The sequence below is a fragment of the Ruficoccus sp. ZRK36 genome (assembly GCF_019603315.1).
Taxonomy (GTDB): Bacteria; Verrucomicrobiota; Verrucomicrobiia; order Opitutales; family Cerasicoccaceae; genus Ruficoccus.
This window is the reverse complement of sequence record NZ_CP080649.1, coordinates 421,755-433,709: the sequence shown is the minus strand read 5'-3', so window position 1 is coordinate 433,709 and position 11,955 is coordinate 421,755. Positions and strand designations below refer to the sequence as shown.

Sequence of the window (11,955 nt, the reverse complement as noted above, 5' to 3'; positions counted from 1 at the left end):
AGCGTAGCACATTAAAAAAACCGCAGTGATCGCTGCGGGTTTTTTAAAAATTGGTACCCGGGGCGGGGGTCGAACCCGCACTCCCGAAGGAAACGGATTTTGAGTCCGTCGCGTCTGCCAATTCCGCCACCCGGGCAAGTGGGAAAGCCGTGAAGATTGGGGAATTGCCTGCAGCGGGCAATCCTTAAAAACGGATACCTGACGGTCTTAACCTTCTGGGCGGCGAGAGCTTGTCTGCTGTGAAGTGGCGATGCAGTGCGATAGCTCATCCCTGCGGACCACGGCAGTCCTCATGGATTACGCGCGGTAGCGGCGGCTCATCTCCTGATAGGGGAAGTGCTTACCGGGGCAGAGCGTGTGGTTGCGGTCCACCCACTTGTGCACGGTAAAGGTGTAGTCGGGGGCGACGCAGTGCTTGCTCAGGTAGTCCACGAGCTGGACAAAGGAAGCGTGCTGGCGGTCGGTCGGCGGGTGGTTCTCAAAGTTGCCGACCATGCAGATGCCGATGCCCACGTCGTTGACGTGTGTGCTGCGGACATGGCCGCCGCGCAGCTGCTTGTACCAGCGCGGGCCGATCTCGATTTCGCCGTCGCCGGAGTCGATGCCGTTACCGATGACAAAGTGGTAGGCGAGGCCGTTTTCCATGCCACGGCGCGTGTGGGTGGAGCCGTAGATCTCGGCATTGCCCTGCTCGATCGCGCTATGGTGCGCGACGATGTACTGCCAGCGGGATCGGTCTACTGAGAGTCTCTGGGTGGCCGCGATGACCGGCGCGAGTGCATCTGTCTGCGGACCTGTGCCCGGTATGATCAGGGACTGCCCGGCCAGGATGCGGTCGCCTTTCAGGCGGTTAGCCTGTTGAATGTCGCGGACCTTTACGCCAAAGCGCCGGGCAATTTCGCTCAGGGTATCTCCGCGCTGCACGCGGTAGGTGCGCTGGGAAGAGCTTGCCCCCAGTGAACTAACCGCCGGGAGGGTGAGCGCCGCGCCGATACCCAGTGCCCATCGCAGGAAGTGACGACGGGTAGACGCGGATGGGTGAGAGGGCGGATGCATGGGAATAGGTTCTCTGACGAGGCTTTCGCAGTAAGGATGGATGGGCCAGCACTGATGTCAAGCGGGTGCCCCAAAAGGCCGGGTAAGGGCGCGGCTGTTTTACGTATTTTGAGCGGGCTCGACGAGTGAGCGTCTAGTGCTGCGGGTTGTTCTTAAGGAACTGCTTGATGGCCTTGAGGGATTCGGTGCTGAGGTGGTGTTCGATCCCTTCGGCGTCGGCGTTGGCCTGGGCTTCGGAGACACCGATCCCGCACAGAAAACGGACCACCAGGGTGTGCCGGGCAGCCGAGGCGATGGCCCACTCGGTGCCCTCCTCGGTTAACACAATCCCTTCATCCGGGCAGCGACTGACGAGGCCGCGCTTTTCCAGTCGGGCCAGCGCGCGGATGACCGAGACGTGGGAGACGCCGAAAATTTTCGTCAGGTCAACAACCCGCGCCACACCCGTTTCCTCGCGAAGTTCGTGGATGGCCTCCACGTAGTCCTGCGCCAGCTCATCGGAGTGTTGTCGGCGGACGCGTTCGTGCCGTTGGGCGGTGTGTTCTGGCGGCATGTTTTATAGGAAAAGCGCGGCTGCGGCGGTTGACAAGATCCTAGTCGGCTTCACGCGCGATGGTGGGGATTAATTAGACGACGTACCTCCAGATGAAGGCGACTGCTATGCACAGGGGCACCCCAAAGGCAAAAGGCAGGAGGACGGCCAGGGCGGTCCAGCCGGCGCTACGCGTCTCCTTGTAAATGGTGTAGATCGTGGTGCTGCATGGGTTGTGGCAGAGGCAGAATAGCAGCAGGCACACGGCAGTCATGGTACTCCAGCCTCCGGCAATGAGGATCTGGTGGACGATGCCGTCGTCGGCCTCGAACATCACACCCGCGCCCGCCCCCAGGTCGGTCATGCCGGTCTGTAGCACGGTGAGCATGAGGATGGTCGGGATCACGATCTCGTTGGCCGGGATGGCGATGATGTAGGCCAGCAGGATCAGCCCGCTCAGCCCCATGGCCCAGCCCAGCGGTTGCAGCCAGCCGCTGAAGATCGTGGCCAGGGCTTCTCCGTCGACATGGACATTGGCGACGAGCCAGATGATGGCTCCAGCCGGTACCGCGAAGACGATAGCCCGCCACAGCACAAACAGGGTGCGATCTATCAGCGAGGTGTAGAGGGTCTTCCAGAAGTTCGGCGGACGGTAGGGAGGCAGCTCCAGGCTAAATGTTGAGGCCTCGCCGCGCAGTACGGTGCGGCTGAGTATCCAGGAGCTGAGGAAGGTTAGCCCGAAGCCCAGCGTGACGACCCCGAAGACCACACCCGTGGCCGCAAAGGTCGAGAACTGCGGTGAAACAAGCGACCCAAAGAAGATCGTGGCGATCAGGATCAGGGTCGGCCAGCGGCCGTTGCAGACCGCGAAGTTATTCGTGATCATCGCGATCAGCCGCTCACGGGGCGAGTCGATGACACGGCAGGCGATGATCCCCGCGGCATTACAGCCCAGCCCCATTGACATGGTCAGCGCCTGCTTGCCGTGCGCCCCCACGGCCTGGAAGATGCGGTCCAGGTTGAAGGCCACGCGCGGCAGGTAGCCGAGGTCTTCCAACAGGGTAAACATGGGGAAAAAGATCGCCATCGGCGGCAGCATCACGCTGATCACCCATGCGCAGGACAGGTACATGCCGTCCACCGTGAGCCCCGTCAGCCAGGAGGGGAAACCGAGGCTCACCGTCAGCTCGCGCAGATGGGGATGCCCCCAGTCCAGCAGGATGCTGGCGAGCATGCTGCTGGGGTAGTTCGCGCCCACGATGGTCAGCCATAGGATGACCGCGAAGATCAGCAGCATGACCGGATAGCCGATCAGCGGGTGGGTCAGGACGCGGTCGAGCCTTGCCTGCCAGCGTGCGCGGGGCGAGTCGGAAGCCTGTTTAACGCTGGCCGTAAATATCTGGGCCGACTCGGCGTATATCTGCTCAGTCAGGCGGTCGTGCAGGTTGACCGGTGTGTGCCAGCGGAAAGACTCGGCCAGCTTGCAGATGTGCTCCCCGGCCTCGCGGTCGCGTTCGCTGTTTTCGTGGTCATCGGCTTTACCGCTGGAGGCGGCGTGGTCGGCGGCCAGTTGGCCAATTTCGCCGGAGCGCATGGAGACGGTCACGGTTTCGTCGGCGCAGAGCAGACGCAGGGCGATCCAGGGTACGTGGCGCAGGGTGGGGAAGGCCTCGCGGATGGCCTCGGAAAGTGAAGCGAGGGGCTGCTGGATCTCCGGGATGTCGAGCGGCAGGCGGCGACCCTCGGGGCGTTCACCTCCGGCGACGCGGGAGATGGCCTTCAGTAGCTCGTCCATGCCTTCGCCGCGACGGGCGGAGCAGGGAACGACGGGGACGCCGAGCTCGGCCTCCAGTGCGGGCACGTCGATCTCGATCTGGTGCGCGCGGGCCTCGTCCATCAGGTTTAAGCAGACGACCACGCGCTGGGTGATCTGGAGGATTTGCAGGACGAGGTTGAGGTTGCGCTCGACTGCGGTGCTGTCCACCACGACGAGCGTTACGTCCGGGCGGCCGAAGAGCACAAAGTCGCGGGCGACCTCCTCGTCCGGTGAGGCTGAGAGCAGCGAATAGGTGCCGGGCAGGTCCACCAGCCGGTACGTTTTATCCTCATAGGAAAAAGCTCCCTCGGCGCGGGCGATGGTCTTGCCGGGCCAGTTGCCGGTGTGCTGGTGCAGGCCGGTCAGGCGGTTAAAGACGGTGCTCTTGCCGGTGTTGGGGTTACCCGCCAGCGCGATGACCGCGTCGCAGTTTTCGGCGCGCAGCCCCAGGGGGCGCGGCGTCGCTGTCGTCGGGCAATGGCAGGAAGTGGATGCGCACTGGGAGCACTTCATGAGCGGGCCTCCTCTTCTGGTATATCGATGACGACCTGATCGGCCTGCTCGGGGCGTAGCGCCACGAGGGTGTTTCGGATGCGGTAGGCGATGGGGCTGCCCATCGGGCTTTTCAGCTCCACGCTGACGCGGCTCGGGGGGACGAAGCCCAGGTCGAGCATGCGTGTGCGCTCGGACCCGGTGCAGGATGCCAGGAGCCGGGAAACGGTGGCGGACTCACCCTCGGCCAGGCTGGACAGACGGGTGACGCGGGGAAGCTCCTTGCTGTCGGTTTCTACGACGCGGACCAAGGCGGCTGCCGCACGGTCGAGCAAGCACTCGCGACCCTCGACCCAGACGCTCAGCATATCGGCCTCGTGGGCCATGACCTTGAGCAGCATGCCGGGCGCGAGACCCAGCTCGACCAAAAGGTGGCCCAATGCTTCCGGCTCATCGCCGACGTGGACAACCTGCACGATGGTGCCGTCGGGCACCCTGTCGAGGGCGACCCCGGTCAGCTCCGGCAGTTCACCCGCGCGGGTCGGGATCGGGTCGCCATGCGGGTCATAGCGCGGATGTCCCAACTGCTGGGAGAGCGCGTCCACATCTTCGGGAGAAATCTTGTGCTCGGCCTCGTCTGCCTTGCGGTGCCAGTGCGTCGGGCGCTCCTGGGTCATGCGGGCCAGGTAGGTCTCGAACAAGCGGTGGGCGCGGATGACCTGACGGGCGTAGTTGCGGCCCTCGTCGGTCATAGCGACTCCGGAGCCCTGCAGCGTGACAAGCCCGGCCTGTCGCATGCGCTTGAGCAGGTCCACGGTCTCATTGAGCGAGCGGTTGAGCACCCCGGCGACGCCTTCAATCGAGGCAAGCTTTTGCTCCCCCTCGTATTCGCACTCGTGCAGATACTTCAGGGTGTCCTCGGTGCAGACGCGGTCGAGGGAGTCAGTGGATCGGTACTGTGAGAGTGGAGAAGGTTCTGCCATCAGTTGTGGAGGAAAAAATACCAATGTAGCCTAGGTTACATTGCGAGTATCATTCACTCCCTCTCACTCAAAGTCAAGAGCGCGGTGAGGATATTGCAGGTCAGGAAGACTTGGACGAGCTCTCGGCTTCGTCGCTGGCTTCCTTGGCCAGAGCCCGCAGGCAGTCCTCACAGAGACACTCGTTGTAGAGCTCCTTGACCCAGGAGGGCAGCCCATGAGGCATCAGCACGCGTGTGCACTGACAGTGGGCGATGTCGTTGGAGCGACATTCAAAGACGTGGCCGCAGCGAGGGCATCGCTTAACCACGGAGGGGTGGGAGGGGGTTGCCAAGTAGGGGTGGCCGGAGTGGTTTAAGTCGGGGTGTTTGATGACGGGTAAGCTCCTTTTCCTGAGAGTATCAACGCTGCCGCAGACCTGTCAATCTGGAGGTTGTCCGAGATTGTCATACAGAAGCAGCGCTTCATAGCCTGTTAAGGTATAGGGCTCCTGCAGGTAGCAAAAAGCTGTGCTCAGGCGGATGCCTTGGGCTCATCAATAAAGCAGCTGGCGAGGGCCTTGGTGATGGCGGAGCGGTCCATGTCGATGCCGATGAAGACGATCTCCTGTCTGCGGTCTCCGACACCTGGCAGCCAGGCCTCCCGGACTTCCACGGGGAGCGTGTCCTCAGGGGCTCGCCCCTGCTCGACCATGGTATGCCACCACTCGCCGAGAAACTCCGTGCGCAGGATTTTTCCGCAGATGGAGAGTAGTCCCACACGATCAGAGCAGCGCTCGACCCAGTAGAACCCCTTGGCGCGGATTACACCGGGCAGGCCGTTGCGGAGGGTCTTGTAGAGGCGTGCTTCGTCGAAGGGGCGGCGCGCGTTAAAGACGAATGTTTCAAGGCCGTAGTCCTGATGGAAGTCTTCGTGGGTATGCCCGCAATCATGCTCATGCTTGGAATGGGAGTGACCGTCACCCCCGCATGAGCACGTGTGCTTTTCATCGTGATCATGGGCGTGGTCATGCTCATGCATCCGCCGGCCATGGGTATTGGATAAAAGCTCCTGCCGCCAGAGTGCGCCGGTCAGGGTGCGCTCCTCGGAGAAACGCGATTCGAGCATGAGTGCGTCGACGTCGATAGCCCCGAAGCTGGCTTCCCAGACCTCAGCCTGGGCATTCAGCTTTTTCAAATAGACGCTGAGCCGGTCGCGGTCGTACTCGTTCAAACACTCGGCCTTGTTCATCACCAGTACGTCTGCGCACTCGATCTGCTCCATCAGGAGCTCCTGCAGGGGCTTGCGGGGATCTGCGGAGAGCAGGTGAGTCCGTTTGCCGGAGTCTGCCTCTGCGGGGGGCGCTAAATACTGCTCCAGATTGGAGGCGTCGACGAGCGTTACCATATTGGCCACGCGCAGAAAGTCCGTGCCGTGCCGCCCGTGGTAGTTACCGGCGTAAAGAGTTTCCAGGATCGACTTGGGCTCGGCTACGCCAGTTGCCTCGATGATGATATGGGCAGGGCGGTAGCGCTCGTAGATCGAGAGTAGGGCATCCATCAGCTCGGTCTGGATCGAGCAGCAGATGCAGCCACTGGTCAGCTCGACGACGCCCCCGATCGCACCGGGCAGCGTTTCGACTTGAGAGCGGATCAGCGAAGCGTCGATGTTTACCTCGCCCAGGTCGTTGACGAGGACAGCAAGCTGCTCAGTGGCGGAATGCTTGAGGATGTGGTTGAGAAGGGTCGTCTTACCGGCCCCGAGGAAACCGCTTACGACCGTGACGGGCGTACGCTGTCTCAGAGAGGGGACTTCGTCAGGATTCCAGAGGAGAAAGCTCATGCTTCAATTTAGGCTACGTGGGACGCTTGGGCGTTTTGCAAACGTTGCCCGCACGGGGCTGCGAGTCAAGTGCAATTAAGTTGCAATAGGGTGCCTGTCGGTGGCCAGAGGGGGTTCCGGTGCGCTACGGCTGTGGTCCGATAGACTTGGCGGAGCGTGGCTTAACCGAGCCCGAGCTTCTGCTTGATGAATTCCTTGAGCTGGTTGATGCCGTCCCAGCCGTGTTCACGGATCAGAACGATGGCAAAGTAAATCACGACCACATAGAGCAGGGCAGCTACGATCCCCAGTGCACAGGCGCCCAGGGCGAAAAGCCCGTCGTCCTCGCACAGACCGATCCCGATCAGAAAGATGACCATGGCGGGAGCGGTGTTGGTGCTGGGGATGGGCAGGCACATGAGGAGGCTCATGAAGATAACCAGCAGGGCAATCAGGCGGTAGCCTGCACGCCCGCTGAGCCAGCTGAGCCGAGGGCGGACGAGCTTCTCCACCCAGCGAAAGAAACCGCTGGCCTTGCCGATCATGCCTGAGAGCTTCTGTCGGCTAAAGCTCTTCTCCCGCATCTTCTGCGGCAGCCAGGGGATACGGCGTCCGGCCAGCATCTGCAGCCCCAGGATGAGGATAGCTATCCCGAATGGGGTGCTGTAGCCGGCGGCGGGGACTGGCAGCGCGCTGGGGATGGACAGCAGGATCAGGAGCATGCCGAACTGCTTGTCCTCGATCGCATCGACGATTTCCCCGAGGCTGACTTTTTCGCTCTGGCCCGATACGATGGACCGAAGGCTTTCGGAAAGGCTGTGATGCGCGGCGCTGTGTTGGCTCATAGTGGTGGTGGCGTTGAAAATTGGTGAAAAAAGGGATATTTTACAAGACAGTGGCGTATTACCCCCGTAAAAAACGCGCTAAAGTTCATCCTCAGTTAGGGTTGAGGGGCTGTAATATGCGATATTGCATATGTTCTGCAAAAAAATCCTTTGCGCGTTCGCAAAAAAACGTTTAACAGTTTTAGCCCAAGCACCGGAATGATATAATCCTGACTTATGGCTGAGGCCACTCCAGTTACCCCATTTGATAGCGATTCGGTCTTACCCCGGATGACCGGTAAAGACCGTGCCTTGAGCGAAAGAGGCTGTCGGGGAGTCATTGCTGCGTACCGTCGCAGACTGGACTGGGTATTGCAATTGCCCCTGTGGGAAAAGCTGGATGCAGAGGGACTGAAAGAGCTGGGTCTCCCTCAGCCGCGACGCGGGATTAACCTCCGCTCAGTTGTAGACTCGCTCCTGCTCGAAAACAAGCAGCGGCTCATCGTATGGCTGCTGGAGCACTACGACCAACGTTTTCCCGCCAAGATCGCCTTGTCATTCAGTGATCGTTTCGGGCTGGATCTGTGGACCAGTCACGAGCTGGACGTATCCCTGACCACTACGCAGTGGGCCGAGTTTCAGCATCAGGCGATTTTTTCCATCGGCACGCGCCATCGCCGCTACAAGCGGGCGCAGACGGTGCTCTTCCGCCGCTACCAGTCGCTGACTCACAAGCTGGTCAACCGTCAGGTTTTCGATCCCAACCTGCGCCCCGACGCGTTTCAGGAGGCCAGCCTTGGCCTGCTCCATGCCATCGACAAGGTCGAGGACAACAAGGCATCCTTCGGTAGTTATGCCCGTACCTGGATCACCCGGCATATCCGTAACTACCTGATGGAGGAACACTTTCCGGTGCATGTCCCGATCAATCTGGCCTCTCGCATCCTGACTGAGTCCAGTAAGGGCGAGCCCACTCCGCCCGAAGATAAAAAGGACAAAGAACCTTCTCCGTATGAGGGGCTGCTCAAGCCCCGCCTGTCGCTGGACGATATGGCGGACGATTCGGACGGTAATGCACCCCGCCATTTGAGTGATGAAGAAGCGGTTGCACCCTCTGACTCGCTGAGTGAAAAGGATCTCTACCGGACCCTGCTGGAGGTGTTGAACGGCCTGACGGACAAGCAGCGTGAGGTGCTCGCCCTGCGCTTCGGCCTGGAGCCGGGGACCGACCCGCGAACCCTGGCCAGCATTGCCTCGGAGGTTGGTATTTCCCACCAGCAGGTGAGCATGCGTGAAAAACGTGCCCTACAGAAGCTTGAATCAGCGCTAAAGCCGGTCTATCAGGAGATCTATGATTGAGGCGAAAGCCCCCCCATCTCCTTCTCGAATCGGTTTTCTCGGCGGTAGTTTTGATCCGGTTCACAATGGCCACCTGCTCGTGGCACAGGATGCGATTGAGCAGCTGGAACTGGACAAGGTCTACTTTGTCCCCTCTCCGCATACGCCCTTGCGTGAGACTGCCCCGGCCGTCGAGGCCGTCCACCGGGTAGCCATGCTGGATCTGGCGCTGCGGGGCGATAAGCAGATGCGCGTGGAGGACTGTGAAATCCGCCTGCCTGCACCCTCGTATACCGTGGATACGCTGGAGCGCCTGCGGGTGAAGTACCGTGATGCGCGGCTGTTCTGGATCGTCGGGGCCGACCATGTGACAAAATTTGCCCGTTGGCGCCAACCCCACCGGCTGCTTGAGCTGGCGGAGTTGATCGTGGTGGGACGCCCCGGAAAGGCCCTGACCGTGCCTGCGGGATTCCCCCCGGAGCGCTTTCATCTGGTCCACGGCCACCCCTTTGAGGTGAGTTCCAGCGAACTGCGTAAGCGCATCTCCCAGGGAATGGGGGCGCGGTTTTTCTTGCCGCGTGCGGTTGAGGCCTATATCGAAACTCACAGACTTTATTGTGACTGAATCCACCACCGACACCCAGCCCATTTCCCCTCAGGATAAAGAGCGCATCCGGCACTGCCTGGACGCGCTGGAAGACCGCAAGGCCGAAAACCTCAAGGTGCTGGACGTGCGCGGCCAGTCATCGGTCACGGACTTCCTGATCCTGGCCACCGGTAACTCCCAGCCCCACCTGCGGGCCCTGCGTGTGGCCGCCGAGAGAGCCTTCGCCGACAAAGGGTCCGAAGTGCTCGGCACGGACAACCATCCCGAAAGTGGCTGGGTCGTCGTCGATGCCTATGACATTATGGTGCATGTCTTTACGACAGATGTGCGCGACAACTACCGGCTCGAAGTCCTCTGGAAGGACGCCCTCCCGGTGGATCTATAAACCGCCTGTGGGGCGCGATGCCTCATCCTCTCATGGACTGGCGTCGACTGATTCTGGAAAAACTCGGCCTGCGGGCTCCAGCGGACCGTGCGGGGCGGGGGCGTTTTGGCGAGCGTCGGGCGGCGTCCTATCTGCGCAAGCAGGGCTATCGCATCTTGGCGCGTAACTGGCGCGCCGGTAACGACGAGATCGACCTGGTCTGCCAGGACGGGCAGGTCCTGGTGTTTGTCGAGGTACGCTCGCGGGACGAATCCGCGCTGGTGGGCGGCTTTCACTCGGTGACGGAGGAGAAAAAGACCCGCCTGCGCCGTGTCTGCAAAGCGTATTTAAAAAGCCTCGGGCGCTTGCCTGTGCACACGCGTTTTGATATTGTCGAACTTAGGCTTGGCCATGACGGGGATTTCGCACTATATCATCACCCGAACGTTTCTCTGTTTAACTAGGCCCAACTCTCTCTCATGTTCGCAAGGTTGCTTCAACCGTTCTCCCGGATGCGTCGCGTCTGTGGGCTGGCTGTGCTGCTGCGTGCATACGAGGCCGTAACTTCAGACTAATCATCCTTTTATGAGCGAAGACCGTCACCCGTTCCTGCAGGGACTGAGCAAGCACCGCGGCGCGCCGCCCACGATCATCGTGATCTTCGGGGCATCCGGCGACCTGACCGCCCGTAAGCTCATCCCCGCCCTCTACAACCTTGGCCTCGACAACCTGCTGCCGGGCGATTTCCACCTCATCGGCTACGGCCGCAAGCCGATCCCCGACGAGGAGTTTCAGGCCGATGCCGAGAAGGACATCGAGAAGTTCTCACGCCGTCCGCTCAACACCGATATCTGGCCCCAGATTAAGGGTAACATCCACTACCACGCAGGCGGTTACGATGACCCGAAAGCCTTCGAGGAACTGCGTGAAAAGTGCCTCGACATCGAAAATAAGTCCGGCCGCGACTTACAGTTCGTGTTCTACATCTCCACTCCTCCGACCGTCTTTAAGCCGATCCTGGAGAACCTCGGCTCAAGCGGCCTGGCCGCTCATGGCAAGGGCACCGCACTGGCCTCGAAGATGATTATCGAGAAGCCCTTCGGGCGCGACCTGGCCACGGCTCAGGAGCTCAACCGCATCATCGCCAACCAATTTGACGAGCAGCAGGTCTACCGTATCGACCACTACCTCGGTAAGGAGACCGTGCAGGACCTCATGGTGCTGCGCTTCGCCAATACGATTTTTGAGCCGATCTGGAACCGCCGCTACGTGGACTGTGTCCAGATCACCGTGGCGGAAGACCTCGGCGTGGGCACGCGCGGCGGCTACTACGACACCAGCGGCGCGACCCGCGATATGCTGCAAAACCACACCATGCAGTTGCTCGCTCTCACCGCGATGGAGGCTCCGGTTTCGCTCGGGGCCGAGGATATCCGCGACGAGAAGGTTAAGCTCCTCAAATCCATCCTCCCGCTCAAGCTCGACCCCAAGGAAGGCGACGCCGTGCGTGCGCAGTACTCCGAGGGTCTGATCGGGGGCGAGAAGGTTCCCGCTTACATGGACGAAAAGGACATCCCTGCGACGTCCTCCACTGAGACCTTTGCCGCGATCCGGTTCTCGATTAACAACTGGCGCTGGCAGGGGGTACCGTTCTACCTGCGCTCGGGTAAGCGCCTTGCCCGCCGGGTTTCCGAGATCGCCATCCAGTTCAAGCAGCCCCCGGGTGGGCTCTTTACGGACCCCTCGCGCTTCGACATGGCCTCGAACACCCTGGTCATCCAGATCCAGCCGGACGAGGGCACGACGCTGCTCATGAACTCGAAGATCCCCGGTCTGGAGACGCGTACCCAGCCGGTGAAGATGCACTTCCGCTACGCCACGACCTTTGGCTCGAATACGCCTGAGGCCTACGAGCGACTCATCCTCGATGCGATGGTGGGCGACTCCACGCTGTTCATCCGCGGGGATGAGACGGAGACCTCGTGGAAGCTCTACACGCCGCTGCTGGAGTACTGGGAAAAGTGTGGCCGCAAGGGCCTGGATACCTACGCCTGTGGCTCCTGGGGCCCGCTCTCGGCTGACCGCCTGCTGTGGGACAGTAATCACGAATGGCGCCGCGCTGGCCCGTAACGCCGAACAAAGGAGT

Annotated in this window: 12 protein-coding genes and 1 tRNA gene; 5 read left to right on the top strand and 8 right to left on the bottom strand. The window is 61.2% G+C overall.

Annotated features, from left to right (window positions below; genetic code table 11):
• Positions 1 to 51: 51 nt before the first annotated feature.
• The 8 genes from K0V07_RS01850 to K0V07_RS01815 form a co-directional block, all read right to left on the bottom strand.
• A tRNA-Leu gene (locus tag K0V07_RS01850) sits at positions 52 to 136 on the bottom strand.
• A gap of 161 nt (positions 137 to 297) precedes the next feature.
• The gene (locus K0V07_RS01845) at positions 298 to 1,056 is read right to left on the bottom strand and encodes an N-acetylmuramoyl-L-alanine amidase (protein ID WP_220622828.1); all 759 of its coding nucleotides are present in this window, start codon (positions 1,054 to 1,056) and stop codon (positions 298 to 300) included.
• A gap of 133 nt (positions 1,057 to 1,189) precedes the next feature.
• The gene (locus K0V07_RS01840) at positions 1,190 to 1,609 is read right to left on the bottom strand and encodes an iron dependent repressor, metal binding and dimerization domain protein (RefSeq protein WP_220622827.1); all 420 of its coding nucleotides are present in this window, start codon (positions 1,607 to 1,609) and stop codon (positions 1,190 to 1,192) included.
• 73 nt (positions 1,610 to 1,682) lie between these two features.
• Positions 1,683 to 3,917, bottom strand: a complete 2,235-nt coding sequence (gene feoB, locus K0V07_RS01835) for a ferrous iron transport protein B (protein ID WP_220622826.1) — start codon at positions 3,915 to 3,917, stop codon at positions 1,683 to 1,685.
• Entirely contained in the window at positions 3,914 to 4,879 is a 966-nt protein-coding gene (locus K0V07_RS01830) for a metal-dependent transcriptional regulator (RefSeq protein WP_220622825.1), read from the bottom strand. The genes feoB and K0V07_RS01830 overlap by 4 nt, the downstream gene beginning before the upstream one ends.
• Before the next feature lie 100 nt (positions 4,880 to 4,979).
• Positions 4,980 to 5,186 (bottom strand): cysteine-rich CWC family protein, encoded by a 207-nt coding sequence (locus K0V07_RS01825; RefSeq protein ID WP_220622824.1) that lies wholly within the window; start codon positions 5,184 to 5,186, stop codon positions 4,980 to 4,982.
• 203 nt (positions 5,187 to 5,389) lie between these two features.
• Positions 5,390 to 6,697, bottom strand: a complete 1,308-nt coding sequence (locus K0V07_RS01820) for a GTP-binding protein (RefSeq protein WP_220622823.1) — start codon at positions 6,695 to 6,697, stop codon at positions 5,390 to 5,392.
• A gap of 161 nt (positions 6,698 to 6,858) precedes the next feature.
• Positions 6,859 to 7,521, bottom strand: a complete 663-nt coding sequence (locus K0V07_RS01815; protein WP_220622822.1) for an exopolysaccharide biosynthesis protein — start codon at positions 7,519 to 7,521, stop codon at positions 6,859 to 6,861.
• A gap of 270 nt (positions 7,522 to 7,791) precedes the next feature.
• Here K0V07_RS01815 and K0V07_RS01810 point away from each other — a divergent pair, with 270 nt between their 5' ends.
• From K0V07_RS01810 to zwf, 5 genes are all read left to right on the top strand, one after another.
• Positions 7,792 to 8,859 carry a sigma-70 family RNA polymerase sigma factor gene (locus K0V07_RS01810; protein WP_220622821.1) on the top strand — a complete coding sequence of 356 codons (1,068 nt, stop codon included), beginning with the start codon at positions 7,792 to 7,794 and terminating at the stop codon, positions 8,857 to 8,859.
• Positions 8,852 to 9,463, top strand: coding sequence for a nicotinate (nicotinamide) nucleotide adenylyltransferase (gene nadD, locus K0V07_RS01805; protein WP_220622820.1), 612 nt, complete (start codon positions 8,852 to 8,854; stop codon positions 9,461 to 9,463). The genes K0V07_RS01810 and nadD overlap by 8 nt, the downstream gene beginning before the upstream one ends.
• Complete coding sequence (gene rsfS, locus K0V07_RS01800; protein ID WP_255568072.1) at positions 9,456 to 9,830, top strand: ribosome silencing factor; 375 nt, start codon at positions 9,456 to 9,458, stop codon at positions 9,828 to 9,830. The genes nadD and rsfS overlap by 8 nt, the downstream gene beginning before the upstream one ends.
• 17 nt (positions 9,831 to 9,847) lie before the next feature.
• The gene (locus K0V07_RS01795; RefSeq protein WP_220622819.1) at positions 9,848 to 10,273 is read left to right on the top strand and encodes a YraN family protein; all 426 of its coding nucleotides are present in this window, start codon (positions 9,848 to 9,850) and stop codon (positions 10,271 to 10,273) included.
• Between the two features lie 121 nt (positions 10,274 to 10,394).
• A complete protein-coding gene (zwf, locus tag K0V07_RS01790) occupies positions 10,395 to 11,939 on the top strand; it encodes a glucose-6-phosphate dehydrogenase (protein ID WP_220622818.1) in 1,545 nt (514 codons plus the stop codon).
• Positions 11,940 to 11,955 lie beyond the last annotated feature (16 nt).